Origin of the sequence: Rhodoblastus acidophilus (assembly GCF_009720655.1) — a bacterium.
Taxonomy (GTDB): Bacteria; Pseudomonadota; Alphaproteobacteria; order Rhizobiales; family Beijerinckiaceae; genus Rhodoblastus; species Rhodoblastus acidophilus_A.
Genome location: NZ_WNKS01000016.1, coordinates 31855 through 56840 on the forward strand (window position 1 = coordinate 31855; position 24986 = coordinate 56840).

24 protein-coding genes and 1 tRNA gene are annotated in these 24986 nt (G+C 64.1%); 13 read left to right on the forward strand and 12 right to left on the reverse strand.

The genetic code is table 11. The features are described from left to right. Nucleotides 1-107 precede the first annotated feature (107 nt). The 3 genes from GJ654_RS15425 to GJ654_RS15435 are packed head-to-tail and all read left to right on the forward strand — an operon-like array spanning nucleotide 108 to nucleotide 4130. Nucleotides 108-1277 (forward strand): response regulator, encoded by a 1170-nt coding sequence (locus GJ654_RS15425; protein WP_155447072.1) that lies wholly within the window; start codon nucleotides 108-110, stop codon nucleotides 1275-1277. A 9-nt stretch (nucleotides 1278-1286) separates the two neighbouring features. After that, nucleotides 1287-3470: a sensor histidine kinase gene (locus GJ654_RS15430; RefSeq protein WP_155447073.1), complete on the forward strand. Its 2184-nt coding sequence runs from the start codon at nucleotides 1287-1289 to the stop codon at nucleotides 3468-3470. A 57-nt stretch (nucleotides 3471-3527) separates the two neighbouring features. Next, the gene (locus GJ654_RS15435) at nucleotides 3528-4130 is read left to right on the forward strand and encodes an SOUL family heme-binding protein (protein ID WP_264586272.1); all 603 of its coding nucleotides are present in this window, start codon (nucleotides 3528-3530) and stop codon (nucleotides 4128-4130) included. A 61-nt stretch (nucleotides 4131-4191) separates the two neighbouring features. On the opposite strand, the gene GJ654_RS15440 is transcribed toward GJ654_RS15435, so the two are convergent. Together GJ654_RS15440 and GJ654_RS15445 are read right to left on the reverse strand one after the other, a co-directional pair. Continuing rightward, a complete protein-coding gene (locus tag GJ654_RS15440) occupies nucleotides 4192-4626 on the reverse strand; it encodes a DUF2383 domain-containing protein (protein ID WP_155447074.1) in 435 nt (144 codons plus the stop codon). 202 nt (nucleotides 4627-4828) lie between these two features. Further along, complete coding sequence (locus GJ654_RS15445; protein WP_155447075.1) at nucleotides 4829-5131, reverse strand: ArsR/SmtB family transcription factor; 303 nt, start codon at nucleotides 5129-5131, stop codon at nucleotides 4829-4831. Between the two features lie 187 nt (nucleotides 5132-5318). On the opposite strand from GJ654_RS15445, the gene GJ654_RS15450 reads away from it, so the two are divergent. The 6 genes from GJ654_RS15450 (at nucleotide 5319) to GJ654_RS15480 (ending at nucleotide 13336) form a co-directional block, all read left to right on the forward strand. Continuing rightward, nucleotides 5319-7646: a Tex family protein gene (locus GJ654_RS15450; RefSeq protein ID WP_155447076.1), complete on the forward strand. Its 2328-nt coding sequence runs from the start codon at nucleotides 5319-5321 to the stop codon at nucleotides 7644-7646. 110 nt (nucleotides 7647-7756) lie between these two features. Continuing rightward, nucleotides 7757-8764, forward strand: a complete 1008-nt coding sequence (locus tag GJ654_RS15455) for a flippase-like domain-containing protein (protein WP_155447077.1) — start codon at nucleotides 7757-7759, stop codon at nucleotides 8762-8764. Then, nucleotides 8757-9332, forward strand: a complete 576-nt coding sequence (locus GJ654_RS15460; RefSeq protein ID WP_155447078.1) for an ABC transporter substrate-binding protein — start codon at nucleotides 8757-8759, stop codon at nucleotides 9330-9332. The genes GJ654_RS15455 and GJ654_RS15460 overlap by 8 nt, the downstream gene beginning before the upstream one ends. 57 nt (nucleotides 9333-9389) lie before the next feature. Continuing rightward, nucleotides 9390-10616, forward strand: a complete 1227-nt coding sequence (gene hpnI / locus GJ654_RS15465; RefSeq protein WP_155447079.1) for a bacteriohopanetetrol glucosamine biosynthesis glycosyltransferase HpnI — start codon at nucleotides 9390-9392, stop codon at nucleotides 10614-10616. Nucleotides 10617-11250: 634 nt separating this feature from the next. Beyond that, nucleotides 11251-13011, forward strand: coding sequence for an amidohydrolase (locus GJ654_RS15475; protein ID WP_155447081.1), 1761 nt, complete (start codon nucleotides 11251-11253; stop codon nucleotides 13009-13011). Continuing rightward, a complete protein-coding gene (locus tag GJ654_RS15480) occupies nucleotides 13004-13336 on the forward strand; it encodes a hypothetical protein (protein ID WP_155447082.1) in 333 nt (110 codons plus the stop codon). The genes GJ654_RS15475 and GJ654_RS15480 overlap by 8 nt, the downstream gene beginning before the upstream one ends. 263 nt (nucleotides 13337-13599) lie before the next feature. On the opposite strand, the gene GJ654_RS15485 is transcribed toward GJ654_RS15480, so the two are convergent. Continuing rightward, nucleotides 13600-13785, reverse strand: a complete 186-nt coding sequence (locus GJ654_RS15485) for a hypothetical protein (protein ID WP_155447083.1) — start codon at nucleotides 13783-13785, stop codon at nucleotides 13600-13602. A 133-nt stretch (nucleotides 13786-13918) separates the two neighbouring features. Here GJ654_RS15485 and msrB point away from each other — a divergent pair, with 133 nt between their 5' ends. The 4 genes from msrB to GJ654_RS15505 all read left to right on the forward strand — a co-directional run bounded on the left by msrB (nucleotide 13919) and on the right by GJ654_RS15505 (nucleotide 16414). Beyond that, nucleotides 13919-14320: a peptide-methionine (R)-S-oxide reductase MsrB gene (gene msrB, locus GJ654_RS15490; protein ID WP_155447084.1), complete on the forward strand. Its 402-nt coding sequence runs from the start codon at nucleotides 13919-13921 to the stop codon at nucleotides 14318-14320. 94 nt (nucleotides 14321-14414) lie between these two features. Then, nucleotides 14415-14864 (forward strand): aspartate 1-decarboxylase, encoded by a 450-nt coding sequence (panD, locus tag GJ654_RS15495; RefSeq protein WP_155447085.1) that lies wholly within the window; start codon nucleotides 14415-14417, stop codon nucleotides 14862-14864. A 99-nt stretch (nucleotides 14865-14963) separates the two neighbouring features. Next, nucleotides 14964-16208 (forward strand): phosphoglycerate dehydrogenase, encoded by a 1245-nt coding sequence (serA, locus tag GJ654_RS15500; protein WP_264586273.1) that lies wholly within the window; start codon nucleotides 14964-14966, stop codon nucleotides 16206-16208. A 131-nt stretch (nucleotides 16209-16339) separates the two neighbouring features. Then, a tRNA-Gln gene (locus GJ654_RS15505) sits at nucleotides 16340-16414 on the forward strand. 335 nt (nucleotides 16415-16749) lie between these two features. Here the strand turns inward: GJ654_RS15505 and arsA are convergent. The 9 genes from arsA to GJ654_RS15550 form a co-directional block, all read right to left on the reverse strand. Next, nucleotides 16750-18519 carry an arsenical pump-driving ATPase gene (gene arsA, locus GJ654_RS15510; protein WP_155447087.1) on the reverse strand — a complete coding sequence of 590 codons (1770 nt, stop codon included), beginning with the start codon at nucleotides 18517-18519 and terminating at the stop codon, nucleotides 16750-16752. 36 nt (nucleotides 18520-18555) lie between these two features. After that, on the reverse strand, nucleotides 18556-18912 hold the full coding sequence (arsD, locus tag GJ654_RS15515) for an arsenite efflux transporter metallochaperone ArsD (RefSeq protein ID WP_264586274.1): 357 nt from the start codon (nucleotides 18910-18912) through the stop codon (nucleotides 18556-18558). Continuing rightward, nucleotides 18909-19439, reverse strand: coding sequence for an arsenate reductase ArsC (locus GJ654_RS15520; protein WP_155447088.1), 531 nt, complete (start codon nucleotides 19437-19439; stop codon nucleotides 18909-18911). Before GJ654_RS15520 ends, arsD begins: the two co-directional genes overlap by 4 nt. A gap of 214 nt (nucleotides 19440-19653) precedes the next feature. Then, entirely contained in the window at nucleotides 19654-20076 is a 423-nt protein-coding gene (arsC, locus tag GJ654_RS15525) for an arsenate reductase (glutaredoxin) (protein ID WP_155447133.1), read from the reverse strand. A gap of 4 nt (nucleotides 20077-20080) precedes the next feature. Continuing rightward, nucleotides 20081-21154: an ACR3 family arsenite efflux transporter gene (gene arsB / locus GJ654_RS15530; protein ID WP_155447134.1), complete on the reverse strand. Its 1074-nt coding sequence runs from the start codon at nucleotides 21152-21154 to the stop codon at nucleotides 20081-20083. A 68-nt stretch (nucleotides 21155-21222) separates the two neighbouring features. After that, the gene (locus tag GJ654_RS15535; protein WP_155447089.1) at nucleotides 21223-21591 is read right to left on the reverse strand and encodes an ArsR/SmtB family transcription factor; all 369 of its coding nucleotides are present in this window, start codon (nucleotides 21589-21591) and stop codon (nucleotides 21223-21225) included. A gap of 493 nt (nucleotides 21592-22084) precedes the next feature. Next, nucleotides 22085-22333 carry a hypothetical protein gene (locus GJ654_RS15540; RefSeq protein WP_155447090.1) on the reverse strand — a complete coding sequence of 83 codons (249 nt, stop codon included), beginning with the start codon at nucleotides 22331-22333 and terminating at the stop codon, nucleotides 22085-22087. 255 nt (nucleotides 22334-22588) lie between these two features. Then, a complete protein-coding gene (locus GJ654_RS15545) occupies nucleotides 22589-23683 on the reverse strand; it encodes an HD-GYP domain-containing protein (protein ID WP_155447091.1) in 1095 nt (364 codons plus the stop codon). Between the two features lie 206 nt (nucleotides 23684-23889). Next, a complete protein-coding gene (locus GJ654_RS15550; RefSeq protein WP_155447092.1) occupies nucleotides 23890-24984 on the reverse strand; it encodes a protein-glutamate methylesterase/protein-glutamine glutaminase in 1095 nt (364 codons plus the stop codon). Nucleotides 24985-24986: the final 2 nt, after the last annotated feature.

Sequence of the window (24986 nt, forward strand, 5' to 3'; positions counted from 1 at the left end):
TCGTACTCTCAAGTAAAATCCATCGGATACAAGCTCTTAATTTCTTTGCTCGACATTGACTGCCGTAACGTAGGTTGCAGTCTGAAAACAAACAGCCAGGTAAGGCAATGTCGAACATCGTTATTGTCGACGACCGGAGCATCAACCGGACGATCTACGCCAAGCTCGCACAGTCGATCGGACCCGAAATCGAGGTCCGCGACTTTGGCAATCCCACCGACGCGCTCGCGTGGCTGGCGCTCAACCGCGCCGATCTGATCATCACCGACCACGATATGCCGCAGCTCGACGGCGACGAATTCATCACCCGCTTTCGCGCCATGCCGCGCGCCGAAACGGTGCCCGTGATGATGATCACGGTGAACGACCAGCGCGTGCTGCGGCTGCGCGCGCTGGAAAGCGGCGCCAATGATTTCCTCCACTCGCCGGTCGACCATTGCGAATTCGTGATGCGCGCCCGCAATCTTCTCAAACTGGCGCATGCGGTGGAGGCGCGGGCCGAGAGCGCGGAGCCGCCTCCGGAAGCGGCGCCGGTCGCGCGCCTCGACGCGCATCGGGCCAAAAGGCCCGCCGCGGCGAACTGGCGGTTCGCGCCCCGGCTGGACCTGATGACCGGACGGGTGGCGGGCGCTCAGCTGTTGCGCGACGGCCTTGCCGCCGAACTCGCCGACGCCGACGCCCTGCGCTTGCTTCTCGCTTCGGCCGCGCCCTTGCAGGCGGGGCGGCGCGGGACGATCCGGCTTTCGCTCGCCGCCCGGCTCGACGGCGACGCGCAAGAGTCCGCCGCGGTGGCGCTGGCGAAAAGGCTGGCCGAGACCGGCGTCGCGCCGCACTGGCTCGATCTGCGCTTCGACGCGGCGGAAATTTTTGTCGCCCCGCAGCGGGCGGAAGAGGAGGCGCGGGCGCTGAAAACGCTCGGCGTGGGGCTGACGCTGAACCTCGGCGCGGTCAATCTCGGCATTCTGGGACACGACATCGGCAAGACCGGCAGGCTGGCCGCGCCGATCGAGCAGTTCATCGACGCCTTGCGCCCGACCGTCGCCTTCTCCTGTCCGGTGTCGCCGTCGGAGGCGCTGAAAATCACCCGCCTGCTCGGGCGCGGCGCGCGCTTTCCTCTTGTCGCCGGCGAGGTCGCCAATGCGGCGACGCTCACGCTGCTGCGGCGGGCGGGGGTGTGCGAAGCCCAGGGCGCCTGTTTTGGCGCGCCCTTCGCAGCCCGCGATCTGTCAAACCTGTTTCCGCCGCTGGAAACCGCCGCGCTCAAACGGCTGGCCTGAGACGCGGCGATGGACATATCAAAGCCGTTCGCGCCCGCGCTGGCGCGCTTCCAGGCCCGCCCGAGCGAAGAGCGCGAGGTGATGCGCAACCGTGTGGGCCTGTCGTTCATCGCCCTTGTCGTCGCGGTCGTGGCGCAGGCCGAGGGCGAGGAGGCGCGCGCCTTCCTGCGCGCGAGCCTGCCGATCCTGCTGGCCTATCTGCTCGGCGCCGCGGCGCTCATGGCCCACATGTCCTGGCGTCCCAAGGTCAGCGCCGTGCGACTGGGTCTTGCTTTGACCATGGACGGACTGATGATCACCGCCGCCATGGTTTTGGGCGGCGGCGCGGCGGCCTGGCTGCTTCCGCTCTATTTTTGGATGATCCTCGGCGCCGGCGCGCGGCTCGGCGCGGGCTTTTTAGCCTATACGGTCGCGCTCGCCTTGTCTGGCTTCGGGGTGGTGGTGGCGACCACGCCATTCTGGCGCGACCATGCGGCGCTTTCCATGAGCCTGCTGCTGTCGCTGGTGGTCCTGCCGCTTTATGGCGCGATCCTGCTGCGCCACATCGCGGAGGCGCGGGCGCAGGCCGAGCAGGCCAATCGCGCCAAAACCCTTTTTCTGGCGAGCGTCAGCCATGAATTGCGCACGCCGCTGACCGCGATCATCGGCCTGACCGGGCTGCTCCAGCACAGCCGCCTCGACACCGAGCAGCGCGACATGACCCGCACGCTGCAAGAATCCGCGCAAACGCTGCTGCGCCAGATCGAGCATCTGCTTTCCGGCGCGCGCGAGGAAATCGGGCAGGAGGAGGGGGGCGACGAAGAGATCGTCGATTTCGTCGCGCTGCTTGTGTCGTTGCGCGCCATGCTCGCGGTGGAGGCTGAGGCCAAGGGCGTGCGGCTCGGCCTGATGATCGAGGCGGACACGCCAAGCCACATTCTCTGCGACCGCCGCCGCGTGCAGGAAATCTTTCAAAATGTGGTCGGCAACGCCGTTAAATTCACCCGCGAAGGCGCGGTGGCGGTTCGCGTCGGCGCGACGCGGCGGGAGGACGGCGTTTGGGTGAATGTCGAGGTGCGCGACACCGGCCCCGGCATTGCCGCCGAGGCGCAACAGCGGATTTTTGAACCGTTTCGCCAGGGAGACGCGTCGATCGGCGCGAAATTCGGCGGCGCCGGGCTCGGCCTTTCCATCGTCAAGCGGCGGCTCGACGCCATGGGCGGCGACATCGCGGTCGAAAGTCCCGCCGCTGGCGCGCTGTTCCGCCTGGGCTGGCCGGTGACGCCGGTCGACCCGGCCGAGGACGTCGCCGAGGCGTCGGACGCCGAGCCGGTTTGCCTCGATGTCACCGACGATTTCGACAGTCTGGCCGTTGCGGCGCGCCATGACCTCGCGGTTCTGGTCTTTCCCTTCGCCGAGGCGCGCGCCAGGACAATGGCGCGGCGGCTCGCGGCCTTGCGCCGGGCGCCGGGACAACCCATGAAAATCCTGCTGGCGGAGGACAATGCCGTCAACGGCCGGGTATTGGAGAAAATCCTCACCGAGGCGGGCCATGAGGTTCAGGTTGTGGCTGACGGCGAAGCGGCGCTGCTCGCCATGCTGCGCGAAACCTTTGAGGTCGTCGTCCTCGACGTGAACATGCCCCGGCTCGGAGGGATCGAGACGGCGCGCATCTACGCCGCCGCCCGGCCGCGCGGTCGCGCGCCTGTGCTGGCGCTGACCGCCGACGACAGCGCCGAAAGCCGAAAACTCTGCCGCGCCGCCGGCATGGTCGACTGTCTGCGCAAGCCGATCGCGCCCGAAGTTTTACGCGCGGCCATTGAGGCCGTTGCGGCGGCCAAGCCCGGCGCGCCGCGGGAAACCGCGCGCTGCGAAAAACTCGACCCCGCGACGTTGTCGGCGCTCGACCGGCTGGGCGGCGCCGATTTTGTTCGTGAATTGCTGATCCAGTTCGCCGCCGACGCCGCGCATCTGGTCGAGGACATCCACGCGAGTTTTTCGCGCGGCGACGTCGCTTCGCTCGGCCGCCAGGCCCATGCGCTGGAAAGCATGGCGGGCAACATGGGCGCCGCCGCGCTCGCCCGTCTGTGTCGCGGCTGGCGCGCCATGACCGAAAAGCGCCTCGCTTTGTCGTCGGCGCGCGAAAGCGAGCGGTTGCGGCGCAGGTGGCGCCTGACCCAGGACGCGCTGGGCCGCGCCCTGGCGCGGATGTAATGGAACCGAATCTCCCCGCCCGCGCTTTTTCGGAGGCTCAGGCAAGGGGTTCGAAAAGTGTTTCAGGCCATTCCCTATTACTGCGTGCTGGCGATCGAATCCGCGCTCAACGTGATCGGCGTGCGGCTCTACGAGGAGCCGCGCCACACCGTCATCGACCATGTGCAGGACGTGGAAATCCGCCGCTACGCCCCCCGCACCGCCGCCATGGTCGAATTTTCCTCGGGCGTGGTCGACCGCAACGACGCGTTCAGGCTGCTGTTCGGCTATATCGCCGGCGCGAACGCTGGGAGCGATCGCATCGCCATGACCGCGCCCGTCGAGCTTCAGGGCGAACGGGTCGCCATGACCGCGCCGGTGCAAATGTCGAAGGGACGGATGATGTTTTTCCTGCCCGCCGAATATGGCGTGTCCACGGCGCCGCGCCCGCGCGATCCCCGCGTGCAAATCGTCGCGGTTCCCTCGGAGGAGATCGCGGTCCTGCGCTTCACCGGGCTCGGCGGCGTTTCGCCGCTGCGCCAGAAACAGTTGCTGTCCGGGCTGATCCGGTCGCGGTGGCAGGCCGTCGGCGAGCCCTTCATGTATTATTACGATGCGCCCTTCGCCCTGCCGTTCCTGCGCAGGAACGAGGCGGCGGTGGTCGTCGAGGAGAGGAACTGACAGGATTTCCGAACGATCCGTTCGGAAATCCTGTTCCGCGCGCCCGGAGGATTTTCGCGCCTCAAGCGGCCCTGTGCATCTGCATGATCGAGATCTTCGCCGCGATCTTGCCGCGCTGCGTCGACAACAGATCGACGACATGCTCCGGGAGCGTCGCGGTCTCCAGCGCCTCGTCGTATTTGGCGAGGTTGCGCTCCTCGCCGTCGATCAGGCCGGGCAGGAGGCCTTCGCCCAGGCCGTCGAACAGCGCGCGGACGTTCGTGATCGCGTGATTCACCACGCTCATGAACGAGCGTTCCGTATCGGACGGTTCGCCCAGGCGGATCAGCACCTGGTCGATTTCCCCGGCGTTGACGTCATGCAGGGCGACCATGTCGAGAAAGAGCGGCGACAGGCCCTTGCCTTCGGCATCCACCAGCGCCTCCTCATAACCGTTGCGCGCGTCGATTTCGCTGGTGTGAAGCGATTTCAGCACTTCGAGAGTTTCCTTGTCCATGAACGCCTCGCTTGACAATGGCCGCGCGAAAAATTCGGCGCCGCTTTCTGGCGAGGAAACGGCGGCGTGCGGGATTGGTTCCACCGTCTTGCCTGCGCTTCGCGTGAGGACCGCGCCGCAACCGGCGCGTGACCCGCGAGGTTCTGGGCGCGGCGGAGCGAAAGCGATGCGCGCGTTTGCGCAAACGTAAGATCGCGGCGCGTCAGGCCGAGGGGCAGAAGGTCTCGTAAAGCACGCCGATCAGCCGCTCGACGCGCGCGTCGGCCAGGGCGTAGCGGATGCTCTGGCCCTCGCGCGTGGGCCGCACCAGCCCGTCCTTGCGCAACAGCGCGAGGTGCTGCGACACTAGGCTTTGACGGGCGTCAAGCTTTTCCGTGATTTCGCCGACCGAGGCTTCGCCGTCGGCGAGCAGACACAGGATGCGCAACCGCACGGGATTGGCCAGCGATTTCAAGAATTCGCTCGCCTGTTCGGCAGCGTCGCTCAAAGCGGCGGGATCGCTCATCGCGCCTTTTGCTTCGTTTTTCTGTGTGCGGGCCATTTTGGCACGTTCCGCCAGCGCAAAAGTCTTGTCAATCGCGTCGGTCGGCATGGCGGGCGCGGAACCGCCTTTTCCACAGCGCCGGCTTTGACCCGAAGCCCCCCGAGGGGTAAAAGCGCGGCCCGCCCGGACCAACGATCGAGACCTCGCCATGAACGCCATCAATCGCCGAATCGCTCAGGAATTGCAGGTCGCCGAGGGGCAGGTGACGGCGGCCGTCGACCTGCTCGACGCCGGCTCGACCGTGCCCTTCATCGCCCGCTACCGCAAGGAGGCGACCGGCGCGCTCGACGACACGCAATTGCGCACGCTGGAGGAGCGCCTGCGCTACCTGCGCGAGCTGGAAGACCGGCGCAAGGCGGTGCTCGACTCGATCCGCTCGCAGGACAAGCTGTCGCCCGAGCTGGAAAAACAGGTTTTGGCGGCGGACACCAAGGCGCAGCTTGAAGATATTTATCTGCCCTACAAGCCCAAGCGCCGCACCAAGGCGACCATCGCCCGCGAGGCCGGACTGAGCCCCCTCGCCGAGGGACTTTTGACCACCCCGACGCTCGATCCCCGCGCGGAAGCCGCTCGATTTGTGGACGAGGCCAAGGGCGTCAAGACGGTTGAAGAGGCTTTGGAAGGCGCCCGCGCCATTCTGGTGGAAAAATTTTCGGAAAAGGCCGAACTGGTCGGCGCGCTTCGCGAGGCGTTTTGGACGCGCGGGCGGCTGGTCTCAAAAGTGCGCGACGGCAAGACCCAGGATGGGGCCAAATATTCGGATTATTTCGACTTTTTCGAGCCGCTTTCCAAATTGCCGTCGCATCGCATCCTCGCGCTGTTTCGCGGCGAAAAGGAAGAGATTTTGGACCTCGTGCTGGAGCCGGAAGGCGCCGCCGAGATGGAGGCCAATGGCGAAAGAGCCTATGAACAGGCGATCGCCGCCAGTTTTGCCGTGGCCGAGCGCGGCCGTCCCGCCGATAAATGGCTCATGGACGCGGTGCGCTGGGCCTGGCGCACGCGGCTGAAAATCTCGCTATCGGTCGATCTGCGCGGAAAACTCTGGCAGAACGCCGAGGATCAGGCGGTCAAAGTGTTCGCCGGCAATTTGCGCGACCTGCTGCTGGCGGCGCCGGCGGGACCGCGCGCCACCATGGGCCTCGATCCCGGTTTTCGAACCGGCGTCAAGGTGGCCGTGGTCGACGCCACCGGCAAGGTGGTGGACACCGGCGTCATTTATCCGCATGAGCCGCAGCGGCGCTGGGACGATGCGCTGGCCGCGCTCGGCGCTTTGTGCATCAAGCACAAGGTGGAGCTGATCGCCATCGGCAACGGCACGGCGTCGCGCGAGACCGACAAGCTGGCGAGCGAGCTGGTAACAAAACTGCCGGCGGCAAAAATCACCAAAATCGTGGTGTCGGAGGCGGGGGCGTCGGTTTATTCGGCTTCCGCCTATGCGGCCAGCGAATTGCCGGGGCTCGACGTCACCCTGCGCGGCGCCGTCTCCATCGCGCGGCGCTTGCAGGACCCGCTCGCCGAACTGGTCAAGATCGACCCGAAGAGCATCGGCGTCGGCCAGTACCAGCACGATCTCGCCGAATTCAAACTGTCGCGGTCGCTCGACGCCGTCGTGGAAGACTGCGTCAACGGCGTCGGCGTCGATCTCAACACCGCCTCGGCGCCGCTTTTGGCGCGCGTCTCCGGGTTGGGCGAGTCGCTTGCCGGCAACATCGTCGCCCACCGCGACGCCAATGGCGCGTTCAAGACCCGGGCTGAGCTGAAAAAAGTGCCGCGCTTGGGCGCCAAGGCTTTCGAACAATGCGCCGGCTTTTTGCGCATCCGGGGAGGGGACGATCCGCTCGACGCCTCAGGCGTGCATCCCGAAGCCTATCCGTTGGTGCGAAAAATTCTGGCGGCGACCAAGGCCGACATCCATGTGCTGATCGGCGATTCCAAGATTTTACGCGGGTTGTCGCCCAAAAATTTCGCCGATGAGCAGTTCGGCGTTCCGACCGTCAGCGACGTTTTGAAGGAACTGGAAAAACCCGGCCGCGACCCGCGTCCCGAGTTCAAGACGGCGACGTTCCAGGAGGGCGTCGAAAAAATCTCCGACCTGAAGCCCGGCATGGTGCTGGAGGGGGTTGTGACCAATGTCGCCGCCTTCGGCGCCTTTGTCGACATCGGCGTGCATCAGGACGGGCTGGTGCATATTTCCGCCATGTCGAAAAACTTCATCAAGGACCCGCGCGAGGCCGCCAAGCCCGGCGATGTGGTCAAGGTGAAGGTTCTGGAGGTCGATGTTCCGCGCAAGCGAATCGCCCTGACCATGCGCCTGGACGACGCCGTCGACGCCCGCGCCGGGCGGGGGGAGGGTGGCCGTCCGCAGCAGCAGCAGCAGCCGTTCCGGCAGCCCCCGCCGCAACGCTCGACCTCGGGCAACGCCTTTGCCGAGGCTTTTGCCCGCGCCAACGCCACACCGCCGAAAAAAGGCCGGTGAGGCGCGGTTTTGAACGCGCGTCGCGACTTTTTTGCATCGCGGGGCGTTTTTTCCGGCGCTCTGGGGTGTTCAGGGCTGACTTGGCAAGGGTTTTTCGGTAAGGCGAGGCGATGAAAAAAGCCGCAGCGCTGGGACTCGTTCTCGGTCTCCTCCTGTTCGCCGCCCTCACGTTCTATGAAGGCGTGGGCGAAGTGGCGCACGCTTTTGGGCGCATTGGCCTGGTCGGGGCCCTGCTGATCGCCGTCATCCGCTTTGCCCAGACGTTCGGCGCCGCCTTCGCCTGGCGCTTCATGATCCCGAAACCGCGCCCCGCGCCCTGGATCTTCTGCCAGCTGCGCTGGGTGCGCGAATCCATCAACAATCTGCTGCCCGTGGCTTCGGTCGGCGGCGACGTCTTTGGCGCCCGTCTGTTGAAAAAACGCCGGGTCGACGGCGGCGTGGCCGCCGCCAGCGTCGTCGTCGATCTGCTGGCGCAGACGGCGACACAAGCCGTTTTCACCATGATCGGCGTCGTCCTGCTGCTGCGCGCCGGCGTCGAGGCCGATTTGACCCTGGCCGCGGCGGTGGGCGCTATCATCATGGTCCCCGCCATCGCCGGGTTCTGGCTGGCGCCGCGCCTGCTGTCGATGGGATGGATCGATCGGCTCGCGCAAAAGATCGAGGCGCAGACCGGCTGGCCGTCCGTGGTCGGTCTGCCGGCGCTTCGACAAGGGCTCGACGTCATCCTGCGCAACCGCGCCGGTCTCGCCCGCGCCCTGGCCATCCACATGACCATCTGGTTCGTCGGCGCGCTGGAGATTTATTTCGCGCTGCAGTTCCTGGGCGATCAGCGCTCCTTCGCCACGGCCATCACCATCGAGAGCCTCGGCCATGCGGTCAAGGCGGCGGGCTTCCTCATTCCCGGCGCCTGGGGCGTGCAGGAGGGCGGATTCATCGCTTTGTGCGCCGCGTTCGGCATCGGTTCGCCCAACGCCATCGCGCTGTCGCTGATCAAGCGCATTCCCGATCTCATCTGCGGCGCGCCCGGCCTCGCCCTGTGGCGCCGCCTGGAGGGCGAAAGCCTGTTTGCGACGGTTTTGCGCGCGAAACGGCCGGCGGAGGAAGCCGGACGTGCTTGATCGCCGGATCTTTTTGGGGCTGCTGGCGGGATTGCCGGCTTTTGCCGCCCATGCGTCCGACGCGGACGCCGCCGTCGCTGTCGTGCAGAAACTGCAGGACAGCCAGACCGACCTGCTGAGCCGGGCGTCGAAAATGACCTTGCAGCAGCGTTTCGACGCGCTGCGCCCGGCGCTGGGCGCCGCCTTCGATCTGGACGGCATGGCGAAGCTTGCGTATGGGCCGGGTTTTGACGGCCTGCCCGACCGCGCCGACTGGACGCAAAGTTTTGGCGATTACGTCGCCGCCACTTACGCGCAAAGGTTCGAGTTCGTCGAGGCCAAGGGCTTTGAGCGCGACGCCAAGGTGGAACCGCGCGACGGCGCGCTGGTGGTCAGCACCCGGATGATCCCCCTCAAGGGGGAGCCGATGCCGATCGATTATGTGGTGAAGGCTACGCCACAAGGTTGGCGCATTGCCGATATATTGGCCAACGGCTCGATATCGGAGCTCACCCAATGGCGCCGCGCGTTAAAAGGTCTGGCGCTGAAGGATCTGCGCCAACGCGTCGCCAGCCTGCTGGGGCGCTAGGGCAGGATCCCCAAGAGTGGGCGCGGGTTCACGCGCTCCACTTTGAAAGGAATCAGCATGCTGACCGGACTGGAGGCAGGCGATCTGTTCGACGCCTCGCTGCCGCTCTCTGCCCTGTATCTTTTGGCGTTTGCGTCCTGCCTCTACACGGTGCTGGCGGTTTTCGCGGTGCGGCGATTTTTTCCGCGCGCCCATCGCGCCGCCGCGCCGAACATCGCGCCGAGCGTCACCGTCCTGAAACCGCTTTACGGCGCCGAGCCGGGTTTGCGGGAGCATCTGCTGACCTTTTGCCGGCAGGATTTTGCTGGTCCTGTGCATATCCTGTTCGGGGTCCACAGCGCGGCCGATCCGGCGGCGGCGGTCGCGCGGCGCATTGTCGAGGCCGTGCGCGCCGGCGAGATCGAGGGCGCGCCCGCCGGGCTCACGGCGGAGCTGGTGATTGACCCGGCGCGCCATGGCGGCAATGGCAAGGTCGACAGTCTCATCAACATGTCCGGCGCCATCGCCGGCGAGGTGGTGGTGCTGGCCGACAGCGACATCATCGTCGCCCCGGATTACCTCAACCGTCTGACGGCGGCGCTGGAGGGGGAGGGCGTGGGCGCCGTCACCTGTCTTTACCGCGGCGTTCCCATGACCGGCTTCTGGGCGCGGCTGTGCGCCATGGGCGTGGATTACGCCTTTCTGCCCAATGTCGCCACGGGGCTGGCGCTCAAGCTGGCGAAACCCTGCATCGGCGCCACCATCGCCCTGCGCCGCGAGGTTTTGGAGGGGATCGGCGGGTTTGCGCCTCTCAAGGACCAGTTGGCTGACGATTTCGTGCTCGGCGCCTTGGTGCGCGGGCTCGGGTTGAACGTGGTGGTGGCGGATTTCGCCGTGCTCCACGCCCATGGCGAGCGCGGCTTTTCGGATCTGTGGCGCCAGGAAATCCGCTGGGCGCGCACCATCCGCTCGCTCGATCCCGCCGGCTATTTCGGCACGCTTGTCACCCATCCCGTCGGCTGGGGTGTGTTGGCCTTCGCCTTCCATCCGTTCGGCGCCGGCGCGACCGCGCTGCTGCTCGCCGGACTGCTGTGCCGCCGCATGCTGCAGGACGCGGTCGACACAAGGTTTTCCGGAGAAGCCCACCCGCGCGGGCTGCTTCCGTTTCGCGATCTGTTGGGCTTCTGCGTGTTCTGGGCGAGTTTTTGGCCGGGTCATCTGCGCTGGCGCGGCCATGATTTCGACTTGCGCGACGACGGCGTGATGACCCCGGTCGAGGACGAGCGCGCTGAAGTGGCGGGGTGAGCGCGCCCGGGGTTTTGGCGTGGGCTTTGCGCGGACTTGCGTTTAGGGGCGCGTGAGGTTTTGGACGTCTGATACGATTTCCGAAGGATCAGTTCGGAAATCGTATTCCGCTCGCGCGGCAATCCGCCCTTTGCCTGGAGGATTTCCGCGCGATTTCGTTTTCGCGGATCGCGAAGCGATCTTGCGGAAACCGTATGATTCGATTTCCGAAGGATCAGTTCGGAAATCGTATTCCGCTCGCGCGGCAATCCGCCCACTGCGCCGCCCGCAAAAAAAAACCCCCCGCGGCATCGGCCAACAGGCTCCCGCGGCCAAAAGAACTCGCGTTTCCTGGCGGTGTCGCGCAGAATGAAAAAATCGCGCCGTGAGCCGCGCTGACCCATTGATGAAATCCTGGTCTCCTCCAGGGGACTCCAGGATCGGGGGATCGCAAACGGATCGCCCATCGGCGGGGGGCGTGCGGCGGTGTTGAAACGGCCCTCGCCATCGAACACGGCAACAGGCTGAAAACCATATTTTTCGTAATGCGCGTTGAACAATCGCAATGTCTGGCCATCCGCCACCTTGGGTTGAATAATGCCGGACAGAATTCCGTCCGATATCGTCCCCGCGACAAGCCGCTCAGGAGAGTGCCATGTGCCGTGCCTGCGTCAGTCATCTGATCACCAATGCTTTGAATTTCGGATTGCAGGCCGCGACGCCCAGCCGGCGCCAGTTCATGGCCTATGGCGCGGGCGCGGCGGCGCTCACGATGGCTGCGAGCCGCGCCGCCTTTGCGGCCGACAGCGGCGCCGACACGATCTTCAGGAATGGAACGATCCTCCCGATGGCCGGGCCCCATCATGCGGTCGAGGCGATCGCCGTCGGCGGCGGCGGCAAGATTCTCGCGGTCGGGTCTGACGCCGAGATCGCCGGCCTCAAGACCAGCGCGACCAAGATCGTCGATCTGCAAGGGCGCACGCTGCTGCCGGGATTCGTCGATCCGCATCATCACACCTGCGGCGCGGCGCTGTTCGCGGAACTGCTCACGGATGTCGGCTACACCAAATATCCGACGCGCGCGGCGCTGACCGAGGCGCTGCGGGCGATGGCGGCGAAGACCCCGCCCGGCCAATGGATCATCGGCTGCAATTTCGACAATCTGCTGCAGGGCGGCGATTTCTCGATGACGGAGCTGGACGCGATCTCCACGGATCATCCGATCTTCATCTGGTATGTGAACATGCACGACGCCGCAGCGAATGCGGCGGCGTTCCGGCTCGCCAAGATTCCCGACGACGTCGGCGTTCTGCCCGGCGGCGGGCATTTCGGCCGCGGTCCCGACGGCAAGTTCAACGGCCTCGTTTACGAGGAGCCGGCGATGCTGAAATTCGTCATGCTCGCCGTGCCGCCGATCACGCCGCAACTCGTCGGCAAGGCGCTGGTCGACTATACCAGGCAGGTCGCTGCGGCCGGCAACACGACCTTGCACGAGCCGGGCACGATCATGCCGGAATGGGTCGAGTCGCTCGCAAAGCTGTCGAATTCCCTGTCGATCCGCATGAGCGCGAGCCTGATGGCCGACGCGATCGAGGCGAGCAAGGCGTTCGCGGCGCTGGGCGTGGGCGCAAGGGCGACGCATTTCCCCAACAGCCGCTTCTCGCTCTACGGCATCAAAATCGTCGGCGACGGGTCGAACCAGACCGAAACAGGCGCGCAGACCAGGCCCTATCTCAAAAGCGCGTCGAAGGGCGCGACCAATTTCTCAGCCGCCGAATTCAAGCAGATGTGCGCGGCGGCGAAGGCGGTCGGCTGGCCCATTCAAATCCATTGCAACGGCGACGCCACGATCGACGATGCGCTGAATGCGATCGAAGCGGTTTATGGCGCGCATTCGTCGCATGGCGTCAACCGGATCGAGCATTCGACCATGGCGCGTCCTGACCAGATCGCGCGCATGAAGGCGCTCGGCGTCCAGCCGAGTTTTCTCATGAACCACGTCTTCCTCTATGGCGCGGCCTATCGCGATCAGTTGTTCGGGCCGGAACGCGCCGCGTTCATGGATCCGGCGGCCGCTTGCGTTCACGAAGGCGTGCCGTTCACGCTGCACACCGACGCGCCCTGTTCGCCCGTGGGTCCGCTGCGCCTGATCCAGGCGGCGGTGACCCGCCGGTGCGAGATCGACAAGTCGATCGTCGGCCACGCGCAGGCGATTTCGGTCGCGCACGCCCTCAAGGCGACGACCATCGACGCCGCCCGTCAGATCGGACTGGGCGACACGATCGGCTCGCTCGAAAAGGGCAAGGAAGGCGATCTCGTCATCCTCGAAAGCGATCCGTTCAAGGTCGATCCCGACACAATCATGGCGATCAAGGTCAGCGAGACCTGGGTCGGCGGCGCGAAGATGTTTGGGTGACCGGCCCGCTGGCGAGTTGCGGGCCGCTTTGGCGAACGTCCGCTGTCCGCCGGTTCCTGATGAAGCCGCTCGAACGGGATGGTCTTGTTTTGATCTTGTCTTGAAGGCTGGTGAGAGCGGGTTTTTGGGAAATTTCCCGCTCTGGTTGAAATTCAGTCGCGCAAAATCGCGCAAAACCGACGAATTTGTGCAAAAAACACGCGATTTCTCGCGAAAAATGCGCGATTTTCGCGTCTGCACGTTGCGGGTTGTGGACGGGGCGCTGGGCGTGAACAGTGTTCGGCGCGCGGCCTTCCGGGCGGCGGACGGTGACTTATCGTTTTAATACATAGACTTGCGGGGGAGTCGTGATTTCGGTCGATGTTTCACGTGAAAACAAAACATGAACATTGTCTTGACATATTGAGGGTTCTGACGCGTTTCGCGGTTTTCACTTTTCGCAAAAATGCCGCCGGGAGCAGTCCCGTTTCAGGGCGCGCGCGCCAAGCGGGGGCGCGTCTGCATATCATCTGGAAGGCGACGTCTCGCGGCCCGGCGTGGATGCCCGGGACAAGCCCGGGCATGACGTTCGTGGATAGGCCCGGGCCGTCAGGTCACCGCCATTTGCGGAACCACGGTGATCTTCCAGGAGGCGCCGTCGGCCGATTCCTCAATGGACTGAACAAAACCCTTGACCACGACATCGCCGAAATATTCGTAGATCGCCTCCTGCTCTTCCTGGGCCTCCTTGCAGCGCGTGACCTGCCGCCCGTCCGAAGTCTCATAAGTCGCCATGGCCCTCACTCCGATGAAGATGGACGCAATTTAAAACAGAGCTCGTTTCGTCACAATGGCATGATGCGGGAGCGAAACCTCGCTTGCGCGCCGGCCAGGCCGGACCCATCTATGACGAGCAAGGAGACCGCCCATGGCCGACGATTTCAAGGTGACCCGAACCGACGCCGAATGGCGGGCGATGCTCACGCCGGAGCAATATGACGTGCTGCGCGGCCATGGCACCGAGCGGCCGAGCTCCTGCGCGCTGAACCACGAGGAACGCGCCGGGACGTTCCATTGCGTCGGCTGCGGCCAGCCGCTGTTCCGGTCGCTGGAAAAATTTGAGAGCGGCACGGGCTGGCCGAGTTTTAATGACCCGATAGAGGGCGCGGTGGAAACCAGCCGCGACGCCTCCTGGGGTATGGTGCGCACCGAAGTGCATTGCAGCGCCTGCGGCGGCCATCTCGGCCATGTGTTCGAGGACGGCCCGCCGCCCACCAATCTGCGCTATTGCATCAATGGCGTCGCGCTTGATTTCAAGCCCAGGGATTAGCCGAATCGCAAGGCTGGCGATTTCGCTCAAAAAAAGCTATGGGAACCGCCAAAGCTTCGGGGGCGGCTGGCCTCCAGACTGGCAGGACAGGTCAATGCGCAAGGTTGTCGGCGCCAAACTTCACGGAATCCACGTGACGGACGCCAATATCGACTATCACGGCTCGATCACGCTCGATCCCGATCATTGCGAGGAGGCGGGAATCCTGCCGCTGGAGTTCGTCGAGATCTGGAACAAGAATTCCGGCGCGCGGATCTCGACCTATGTGATCCTGGGCGAGCGCGGCTCGCGCTGCTGCATCCTCAACGGCGCGGCGGCGCGCACCTGCCAGCCAGGCGATAGCCTGATCATCTGCTCATCCATCTATGTGGACGCCGACGAAATTCCGAGTCTCAACCCGAAAGTGCTGGCCTTCGACCGCGACAACCGCATCATCGACCGGTTGTCCTACAGGGTGGATTTCGACGACCAGGGCCGCTACCGCTTCGCCATCCACGACGAAACCGGCGCGAAACAACCCATTCCCCTTAAATCCAAAGTCTGATAGACCGCACCGCAAAGACCGGCCTGGCCCGTCGCGCGAAAGCAATCGCTTTCGCGCTTTTCCTTTTTGCGACGGGCCGCGACGCATCAGGAGAAAAAAGTGAACGCACGTCTGTCGCTGTCCAAGGACAAGATCAAAGTCCTGCTGCTCGAAGGCATCCACCAGAGCGCGGCCGATCTGTTCCACAACGCCGGCTACACCAATGTCACCCGCCTGACCAAGGCGCTCGACGGCGACGCGTTGCGCGAGGCGATGCAGGGCGTGCATATCGTCGGCATCCGCTCACGGACAAAACTCACGGAACAGGTGTTCGCCGACGCCGACCGCCTGATGACGGTCGGCTGCTTCTCGGTCGGCACCAACCAGGTCAAACTGCCGGCGGCTTCCGCGCGCGGAATCCCGGTCTTCAACGCGCCCTTCTCCAACACCCGCTCGGTGGCCGAACTGACCATCGGCGAGATCGCCATGCTGCTGCGCCGCATCCCCTCGCGCTCGCACGATTGCCACAACGGCGGCTGGGACAAGAGCGCCACCAACAGTTTTGAGGTGCGCGGCAAGACCTTGGGGATCGTCGGCTACGGCAATATCGGCAGCCAGCTGTCCTATCTGGCGGAAGCCATGGGCATGCGGGTCATCTTCTTCGACATCACCGACAAGCTGCGCCACGGCAACACCGAGCCGACCAATACGCTGAACGAGCTGCTCGCCCAGTCCGACGTGGTCAGCCTACACGTGCCGGAAACGCCCTCGACCAAGAACATGATGGGCGCCGAGCAATTCGCGGCGATGAAGACGGGATCCTACTTCATCAACAACGCGCGCGGCACCTGCGTCGACGTCGACGCGCTCGCTGAGGCGCTGAAGAGCGGCCATCTGCTTGGCGCGGCCGTGGACGTGTTCCCCAAGGAGCCCGCGGCCAATGGCGAAAAATTCGTGTCGCCGCTGCAAGGGCTTGAAAACGTCATCATCACCCCGCATATCGGCGGCTCGACCGAAGAGGCGCAGGAGCGCATCGGAGCGGAAGTGGCGCGAAAGCTGGTGGATTATTCCGACATCGGCTCGACGGTGGGGGCGGTGAATTTCCCGCAGGTGCAGCTGCCGCCGCGTCCGAATGGCACGCGCTTCATGCATGTCCACCGCAACGTGCCGGGCGTGCTGCGCAAGCTGAACGACGCCTTCTCCAGCCGCGATCTGAACATCGCCTCGGAATTCCTGCAGACCGACGGCGACGTCGGCTATGTGGTGATCGAGGCCGACGGCGCGCTGGAAGTGGCGGAACAGGTGCTGGAGGACATCCGGGGCATCGAGGGCACGCTGCGCGCGCGCATCATCTACGAGCGCTGAGACGGCTTGGGGGAGGCGCGCCTCCCCCCGCCCTTTTTAAAATGACGTTGGTTATCAGAACAAAAAGTTGCGCGGCGTGCTTGCGGGCGGGCGCAACGCCAATTATGGTCCGCGGCGACTCGCGAGAGTAGTGGGGCGTCGCCAAGTGGTAAGGCAGCGGATTTTGATTCCGCCATCCGTAGGTTCGAATCCTGCCGCCCCAGCCAGCATTTTTCAGATGGAAACGCGGCGGCAAAGTCCTTGAAACTCGCGCAGTCTTGCGGAATGCGGGAACAGGGATGGCGACAGTCCTGTGAACAGTGCTTTGTGTCGCTAGCGCGCCACCAAGCCAGCCTATTGGCCGGTTTGAAACGCACAACAAAATCGACGTCGCTGAGTCGCGAGATCGACTTGCATACGGCTGCATGCGACGCCGTCGAGAACGACCTCAACAAGCCGGACACCGCCGGCGGACTGTCACTTCGACAAAAACCGGCCCTTCGAGCCTCATGGTGACGTCGGATCAGACGCGCCATAGGGCGAGTCTGCATCGTCCGCCGCGTCAAGCAGCTTCGACCGCCACGCCGAGCAATTCCTGCAGTCTGACGACGCCGACAGGCTCCTCTTTCAGCAATGGCGCGACTGCGTAACGCGAGGCGTAACGGGTCGCCACGGCCTCGACCTCGCGCAATTCATTGCGCGCGCGCTGTCGTAGCAAAGGGGATTGCGGTTGCGCCGCCGCCACGCTGTTGTTGACGATCCAGGCCCAGGGCTCGATTTCCGCCCGGCGGAGGTCGTCTTGCAAACTGGCGGCCTCCAGCACCGGCGTCGTTTCCGCCAATGTGACAAGCAACACCTTGGTCTGCCTGGGGTCCTGCAATTGCATCATCGGCGTGATGGTGTGGCCGCCCTTGGCGCCGACATGGCGGACGACTTCGCGGTGATAGGCGCCGGTGGCGTCGAGCAGCAGCAGGGTGTGGCCGGTCGGAGCGGTGTCCATCACCACGAACTTCTGGCCCGCCTCGCGAATAACGCGGGCAAAGGCCTGAAACACAGCGATTTCCTCGGTGCAGGGCGAGCGCAGATCCTCTTCGAGCAGCGCCCGGCCCTCGGCGTCCAGCGCCGCGCCCTTGGTTTCCATCACCTCGCGACGATAGCGCTCGATTTCCGCGTGGGGATCGATGCGGCTGACCGTCAGATGTTCGAGAGAGCCGTGCAGCGTTTCCGCGAGATGGGCCGCCGGGTCGGAGGTGGTGAGATGCACAGGGAAGCCGCGCCGCGCCAGTTCGACGGCGATGGCCGCCGCCAAGGTGGTCTTGCCGACGCCGCCCTTGCCCATCAGCATCACCAACCCGTGGCAGTCCGCGGCTATGCCGTCGACCAGGGTGGAAAGGCCGGGCGCATCAAGCGTGATCGGTTCGCCGTCATCGGCGGCGACGGGCGAGGTCGTCCCGGCCAGCAACTGGCGCAAGGCCGGGATGCCGACAAGATTGAAAGGAAGCAGGGCGATCACATCGCGCGGCAGGTCGGCCAGCTCGCGAGGAATGGCCGCCAGCGCCGCCTGCTCGCGCTGACAAATGGCGGCGGCCAGCGGGTCCAACGCCGCCTCGGCGCGCGGCAGCAAACCGTTAACGACCAGATATTGCCGGCCAAGTCCAACCGCCGCCAGCTCCATCTGGGTGCGGGCGACCTCGCGCAAGGTCGATTGCTGGGCGCGCGCGACCAATATGAGGCGGGTGCGGTTTTCGTCGGCCAGGGCCTCCACCGCCGCCTTGTACTGGGCGCGCTGTTTTTCCAGACCGGCCAGCGGACCGAGACAGGATGCATCGCCCTTGCCTTCCTCAAGAAAGCCGGTCCAGGCGCCGGGCAATTGCAGCATCCGGATCGTATGCCCGGTCGGGGCGGTGTCGAAAACAATATGGTCGAAACTGGCGGTCAGGCTCGACTCGACCAGCAGCCCCGTGAATTCGTCGAAGGCGGCGATTTCCGTGGTGCAGCCACCGGAAAGCTGTTCCTCGATGCCTTTGACCACGGCCTCGGGAAGGATCCCGCGCACGGGGCCGACGATGCGGTCGCGATAGGCCTGCGCCGCAGCCTGCGGGTCGATTTCCAGCGCCGACAGGCGCGGGACGGCGGGAAGGACCGTGATACGATTGCCGATCTCAACGCCGAACACCTGGCCGACATTGGAGGCCGGATCGGTGCTGACGAGCAGGACGTTCTTGCCGCCATAGGCGAGCTGGATCGCGGTCGCGCAGGCGATCGACGTCTTGCCGACGCCGCCCTTGCCTGTGAAGAAAAGGAAGCGCGGCGGCTGTTCGAGAAATTTCATGACGACCTTTCGGGAGTTCAGCAGCTCATCTTGCGTTCAGCAGCTCTTGCCGCCGCAGCATCCGCCTTGCTTCACTTCGACCGGCGTTTCCGCGACTCCGGTCCAGCGCGCCAGTTCGGCGCGATTGGGATAGCGGCCAGCCAGCGCGACCTCGCCATCAATGAGGATTAGCGGCAGAGCCTCAGCTCCGGAGCGCTCCAGAAAACCCTTTACGATCGCGTTTTCGGCGAAGGCCATCGGCTGCTGGGCCAGATTGAAACGCTCAATCCTGGCGCCGTTCTGCTTCGCCCAGTCCACATCGGCCGAAAAGGCGACGAGAACCTGATCGACATCGACGCCGCAAACGCCGGTGCTGCAACAGAGAGCGGGGTCAAAAACCTGAATCGTCTTCACTTGACGCCTCCTTCGGCCAGATGGGTGGCGCCTTCGGTTTCGCCGATCTCGCGCAACTTCGTCAATAATGCCAGTTTGTCGAGTTGGTTCAACCGCAAGGCAAGCAGCAGCGCAATGCGGTTCCTGAGATAACGAAACGTCAGATTGAACGCCCGCTGTTTCTCGATGTCCGCGCCGTCGACGGCGGCGGGGTCTTCAATGCCCCAGTGGGCCGTGAACGGCTGTCCCGGCCAGATCGGGCAGGCTTCGCCAGCGGCGTTGTCGCAAACCGTGAAGACAAAATCCAAATGTGGAGAGCCGGGAGATGCGAACTCCTGCCAATTCTTGGACCGCAAACCATCGTCCGGATAGCCATAGGCGGCAAGGGTTTTGAAAGCGTAGGGGTTGACCTCGCCCTTGGGCTGACTTCCCGCCGAAAAGGCGTTGAACCGGCCTGCGCCGTCCTTGCGGAGGATGCTTTCCGCCAGGATGGATCGGGCGCTGTTTCCCGTGCACAGGAACAAGACATTGTAGATGCGGTCGGACATGACGTGAGCCCTCTTGGACAGCAGCGATGGAATGCCTTCGGACATTGACGCAAAAACCTCGCGACGATGCGCGATCGAATGGATGGCTGGAAGCTGAGCGCCGGGGTGTTGTTGTCCCGACGCGGAATCTTAATCTAATCCATTAATCCAGAATATCAGATATTAAGAGCACGGCAAGGAGGTTTTCGAAGAGAAGACTTCCAGACCCAGAGCCTCAGCCGACGCGCTTGCCCTCGGCATCGATCAGCAACTGGCCGTCTTCCTTGGCCAGCGGTCCCGGCGGCAGGCGATCGAGCAGGTCGAGCACAAGCTCGCTCGGGCGGCACAGGCGCACGCCCTTCGCCGTGCAGACGATGGGCCGGTTGACGAGGACGGGATGAGCGACCATCGCGTCGAGCAGCGCGTCATTGGTGACGGCGGGATCGAGCAGCCCAAGCTGTTCCGCCGGCGATTTCGATGTCCGCAGCGCCGCGCGCGGGGTCAGGCCGGCGCTCGCGAACAGGCCTTCGAGCTGTGGCCGGGTCCAGCCAACTTTCAGATATTCGATCACCGTCGGGCGGTAGCCGGCGGCTTCGATGATGGCGAGGACGTTGCGCGATGTGCCGCAATCCGGATTGTGGTGGATCACCACCTGCATGTCCTCAGCCAATGGCTTTCTCCTTGAGATTTTCGGCGGCGACGCGACGCACGGCGGAGCCGGACTCGTACCAGCCGCGCGTCCGGTTGACGATGGCCACGACCGACAGCATCACCGGCACTTCGATCAGCACGCCGACGACCGTGGCCAAAGCCGCGCCGGAGTGGAAGCCGAACAGGCTGATGGCGGCGGCGACGGCCAGTTCGAAAAAATTGCTGGCGCCGATCAGGGCGGACGGCCCTGCGACGCAATGGGCTTCGCCGCTCGCCCGATTGAGCAGATAGGCCAGCCCGGCGTTGAAATAGACCTGGATCAGGATCGGCACGGCGAGCAGAACGATGATCAGGGGCTGCGCCAGAATCTGTTCGCCCTGGAAACCAAATAGCAGAACCAGCGTCGCCAGCAGGGCGACGAGCGACGAAGGCTGAAGCGTGTTCAGCAAATTCGTCAGCGCCGCCTCGCCGCCGTTGGCGATCAGGCTTTTGCGAACGACCTGCGCGATGATCACCGGCGCGACGATGTAGAGCGCGACCGAGAGCAGCAGCGTCTCCCAGGGAACCGTGATCGACGACAGTCCGAGCAGCAGGCCGACAATGGGCGCGAAGGCGACGACCATGATGACGTCGTTGAGCGCAACCTGGCTCAAGGTGAAATGGGGTTCGCCCTTGCACAGGTTGCTCCAGACGAACACCATGGCCGTGCAGGGCGCGGCCGCCAACAGGATCAGCCCGGCGATATAGCTGTCGATCTGGTCTGCCGGCAGATAGGTCCTGAACAGGCCGCCGACGAACAGCCAGCCGAGCAAGGCCATCGAAAAAGGTTTGACCGCCCAATTGATGAACAAGGTCACGCCAATTCCGCGCCAATGCGCCGCGACCTGCGACAGCGCCGAAAAATCGATCTTGACCAGCATGGGGATGATCATCAGCCAGATCAGCCCCGCCACGGGAAGGTTGACCTTGGCGACCTCGGCGGCGCCGATGATTTGGAACACGCCGGGGAGGAAATGACCGAGGGCGATGCCCACGACAATGCAGAGCAAGACCCAGAGGGTCAGATAGCGTTCGAATTTCGACATGGATTTGGTCGCCTGCTGTTGCATGTGAATGTCGGCGGGGTGCGGTCCGGCGAAAGCCGGCCGCACGATCATTGATGATCGGGAGCGTCCTCATGAGCGCCGGGCGGACAACAGGGCATGAGATCCGCCAGAACCGGCGCGCAAACGTCCGGGCGACCGCCGCAACAATCCTTCAGCAGGAACAGCACGACCTCCCGAAACAAGGCGAGATCGGCGCGATAGACAATGGAGCGGCTTTGCCGCTCGCCGCCGACCAGCCCGGCATTGGCCAGGATCGACAGATGCGCCGACATGGTGTTCTGCGGCACGCCAATCAGACGCGCCAGCTCGCCGGCGGGAACGCCTTCGGGTTCACGTGCGACGAGGAGCCGAAACGTTCGCAGACGCGTCGCCTGCGATAAGGCCGCAAGCGCGGCGAGAGCGGATGTTTCCTTCATATATCCAGATTATCGGATTAATTTTGCCGGCGCAAGACGATGGCGCCAAACCTCGTCTCGGAGGGAGCGCAACCGGCTCCGATGACCCGACCTATGGGGTAGGCTTTCAAATTCCTGGATCGGCGTCGGCTTGCCAGAGCGCGTTGACATTCGGGATTGGGACTTTTCAATTTTGGCGGGCTGGACTTCTGTCCGCGGGAACCTTTTATTCCCTCGGCGTTCTCGGATTTCCATTCTTCCTTGCCGGTGGGGCGGTTCAACGGCCTCCTTATGTCTACCATCCCGTCGCCGGCGGCATTCTCCTGTTTTCGGGCGCGACGGGGACGAGCGGCGGCGTCTTCTTGTCGCCCATCATCGTTTCGATGACTGGGTCGGCACGCGTCGCATGGCGGCGGTCACCGCCGCCTATAATTTGTTGAACGCCATTGCGGCCTTGATCGGCGCTTCTCGAAGCTTCGATGCCGCGCCGACCTCATTGCCGGTATGGCTTGTCTCAGTTTCCGCGGGAGGCGCGATCGTCGCCTAATTCGGCAGTCGCCATCTTCCGGAACCCGTCATGCGCTCCATCGTCGCGTTCATTTTGTTCGCCGCTGGTGGAAATCTGCTGCTGATACGATTTCCGAAGGATCAGTTCGGAAATCGTATTCCACTCGCGCGGAAATCCGCCCTTCGCCTGGAGGATTTCCGTGCGATTTCGTTTTCGCGGATCGCGAAGCGATCTTCCGGAAACCGTATCATTCATGCGGTAGTCGACTCGCCCGTGAACGCCAGAGTCCATCATACTTTGCGGTTCGTGCGTGCGTCGTCGGCGTCCCGATCAAGAACATGGGCGGGAGAGCGAGGCCGCCCAGCGTAAACGCCGTCATTTCTCATAGGCCGCAAGCCCGGTGCGCTTTGTCTTGGCCTATGCTCGCCGTCGCTTGGCCCGATATCAATTCGCGGCGTTATTGAGAAGGATTTTGCGCCGCGATGGAGAGCGCTTTCATTCGCGTCACAGTCACGGCGAAGGCGCAAAGTGGTCAGTCGCGTCGACACGCAATGTGCGAAGCTCGCCTTCGAGTTGCTTGAAGACTTCCACGCATGCGGGGTCGAATTGGGAGCCGCTGCCCGCGACAGTCTGGGCGAATGCGGTCTCGAACGGCATGGCGGCTTTGTAAGGACGCGCCGTGCAAAGGGCGTCGAACACGTCGGCGACCGCGACAATGCGCGCTTCGATGGGGATGGCTTTTCCCGAGAGCCCGCTGGGATAGCCGGATCCGTTCCATCGCTCGTGATGACCGCCGATGATCGCCACCGCCACCTTGAGAAGTTCCGTCGCGCCATCGCGGAGGATCTTCACGCCATGCTCCACATGCCGGCGCATGATCATTTCTTCCTCCAGTGTCAGCGGTCCCGGCTTTGCGAGGATCGAGTCCGGAATTCCAATCTTGCCGACGTCGTGCAAGGGCGCCGCGAGATAGATCAGTTGGCTGTGCGCTTCGTTCAGCCCCAACCCAAGAGCGAGGCGATGGCTGATGCGGGCCACGCGCGAGACGTGCGCCCCGGTTCCCCCGTCGCGCGCATCGATCGCGAGCGCCAGCCGCCAGATCATCTCCTTTTCGCGCAAGGTGATTTCGCGCATCGCCTTTTCGACATCTTGGCCGAGGTAGGCAACCAGCCTGGCCTGCTGTCTTTGTGCGATCCGCAGCGCCAGCATGTTGGTGATGCGCGCCCGAAACTCAAAGGGATCGAAGGGTTTGTTGAGAAAGTCGTTGACGCCGGCCGCCAAGGCGTCCATTCGGATTTCGCGGTCGCTTTCCGAGGTCAGCATGATGATGGGGATCGAGCGGTAAGTGTCGAGCTGTCGCAAATGGCTCAGCAGGCGGACGCCGTTCATTTCAGGCATCAGATAATCGACAATCACGACATCATACTGGAAATTCTGGCATTTTTTGAGAGCTTCGAGCGGATCTCCGCATGTTTCGACAATTGTATTGTGAATTTTTCGCACAGTGGTTTCCAAGACCGCCCGCATGGACGCACTGTCGTCAACCGCAAGTATTTTAAGTTCCTTGTCGTCATTGTTGTTTAGGGTATGTCTGTGGGAGAGCATGGACGCAGGCCCCTAAGCTGATATGACGGGAGTTTATTCCATACGAATGTGCTGCATGGACGCGTTCTATTTCAAGATAAATGACCTTCGCTCGAAGCGCATATCTAGAGCATTTTCAAGCGAAGCAGATGCCGGTTCGCGTGAAGAAAATGCGTCAAAACAATAATCTAGAGCTTTTTCATGTTTCCATGAAACGTGAAAAAGCTCTAGGGCCGCGCCTGCGCCCACAGCACCTCGCGCGCGATGGCGTCGAGGCCGACGACGCGGTCGACCCCGCCGAGATTGATCGCCTCCTTCGGCATTCCGAACACGACGCAGGTCGCCTCATCCTGCGCGATGGTGAAGGCGCCCGCCTGCTTCATTTCGAGCAGACCGCGCGCGCCGTCGTCGCCCATGCCGGTCATGATCACCCCCACGGCGTTAGGCCCCGCGGCGCGCGCCGCCGAGCGGAACAGCACATCCACGGACGGGCGATGGCGCGAGACCAGCGGCCCTTCGCGGACGCTGACATGATAGCGGGCGCCCTTGCGCTCCAGCATGGTGTGGCGGCCGCCCGGCGCGATCAGAACATGACCGCGCAGCACGGGGTCGCCGTCCTCGGCCTCCTTTACGGAGACCTCGCACAGGCCGTCGAGCCTTTTGGCGAAGGCGGCCGTGAATTTTTCCGGCATGTGCTGGACAATGACCATGCCCGGCGCGTTCGCGGGCAGCCCCAGCAGGAAATCCTTGAGCGCCTCGGTGCCGCCAGTGGAGGCGCCGACGCAGACGACGATTTCCGTTGTCTTGGCCATGGCTCCGGCGCGCGCCGGCGGCAGCATGGCGTCGGCAGTCAGTTTGGGAGCGGGCTCGCCATAGCCTTGCCGCGCCTGCGGCTTGCGCGCGCCCCCGGCGCGCGGGCGCGCCCTGGCGGCGGCCTTGACGACGTCGCAGATCGTCACCGCGCTTTCGGCGAGCGCGTCGGCGGCGGCGATCTTCGGCTTGACGATAATGTCGACGGCGCCGGCTTCCAGCGCCTGTAACAGGGTTTCCGACCCGTCCGTGGTCAGCGATGAGCACATCACCACGGGGATCGGGTGTTGCGCCATAAGCTTCTTCAGGAAGGTGATGCCATCCATGTGCGGCATTTCCACGTCAAGCGTGATGACGTCAGGCGCCTCTTCCATGATGCGGCGCGCGGCGACATAAGGGTCGGACGCCGCGGCCATCACCTCGATGTCGGGGTCATGCGACAGAATCTGGGTCAGGGTCTGCCGCACGCTGGCGGAATCGTCGACGATCAGCACGCGAATCGGCTTGGCCATGG

What these genes read in the sequence shown, in the direction of transcription:
- GJ654_RS15425 (WP_155447072.1), top strand. Translation starts at nt 108, where the DNA reads ATGTCGAACATCGTTATTGTCGACGACCGGAGCATCAACCGGACGATC.
- GJ654_RS15430 (WP_155447073.1), top strand. Translation starts at nt 1,287, where the DNA reads ATGGACATATCAAAGCCGTTCGCGCCCGCGCTGGCGCGCTTCCAGGCC.
- GJ654_RS15440 (WP_155447074.1), bottom strand. Translation starts at nt 4,626, where the DNA reads ATGGACAAGGAAACTCTCGAAGTGCTGAAATCGCTTCACACCAGCGAA.
- GJ654_RS15445 (WP_155447075.1), bottom strand. Translation starts at nt 5,131, where the DNA reads ATGAGCGATCCCGCCGCTTTGAGCGACGCTGCCGAACAGGCGAGCGAA.
- GJ654_RS15450 (WP_155447076.1), top strand. Translation starts at nt 5,319, where the DNA reads ATGAACGCCATCAATCGCCGAATCGCTCAGGAATTGCAGGTCGCCGAG.
- GJ654_RS15455 (WP_155447077.1), top strand. Translation starts at nt 7,757, where the DNA reads ATGAAAAAAGCCGCAGCGCTGGGACTCGTTCTCGGTCTCCTCCTGTTC.
- hpnI (WP_155447079.1), top strand. Translation starts at nt 9,390, where the DNA reads ATGCTGACCGGACTGGAGGCAGGCGATCTGTTCGACGCCTCGCTGCCG.
- GJ654_RS15475 (WP_155447081.1), top strand. Translation starts at nt 11,251, where the DNA reads ATGTGCCGTGCCTGCGTCAGTCATCTGATCACCAATGCTTTGAATTTC.
- GJ654_RS15485 (WP_155447083.1), bottom strand. Translation starts at nt 13,785, where the DNA reads ATGGCGACTTATGAGACTTCGGACGGGCGGCAGGTCACGCGCTGCAAG.
- msrB (WP_155447084.1), top strand. Translation starts at nt 13,919, where the DNA reads ATGGCCGACGATTTCAAGGTGACCCGAACCGACGCCGAATGGCGGGCG.
- panD (WP_155447085.1), top strand. Translation starts at nt 14,415, where the DNA reads ATGCGCAAGGTTGTCGGCGCCAAACTTCACGGAATCCACGTGACGGAC.
- arsA (WP_155447087.1), bottom strand. Translation starts at nt 18,519, where the DNA reads ATGAAATTTCTCGAACAGCCGCCGCGCTTCCTTTTCTTCACAGGCAAG.
- GJ654_RS15520 (WP_155447088.1), bottom strand. Translation starts at nt 19,439, where the DNA reads ATGTCCGACCGCATCTACAATGTCTTGTTCCTGTGCACGGGAAACAGC.
- arsC (WP_155447133.1), bottom strand. Translation starts at nt 20,076, where the DNA reads ATGCAGGTGGTGATCCACCACAATCCGGATTGCGGCACATCGCGCAAC.
- arsB (WP_155447134.1), bottom strand. Translation starts at nt 21,154, where the DNA reads ATGTCGAAATTCGAACGCTATCTGACCCTCTGGGTCTTGCTCTGCATT.
- GJ654_RS15535 (WP_155447089.1), bottom strand. Translation starts at nt 21,591, where the DNA reads ATGAAGGAAACATCCGCTCTCGCCGCGCTTGCGGCCTTATCGCAGGCG.
- GJ654_RS15540 (WP_155447090.1), bottom strand. Translation starts at nt 22,333, where the DNA reads ATGAATGATACGGTTTCCGGAAGATCGCTTCGCGATCCGCGAAAACGA.
- GJ654_RS15545 (WP_155447091.1), bottom strand. Translation starts at nt 23,683, where the DNA reads ATGCTCTCCCACAGACATACCCTAAACAACAATGACGACAAGGAACTT.
- GJ654_RS15550 (WP_155447092.1), bottom strand. Translation starts at nt 24,984, where the DNA reads ATGGCCAAGCCGATTCGCGTGCTGATCGTCGACGATTCCGCCAGCGTG.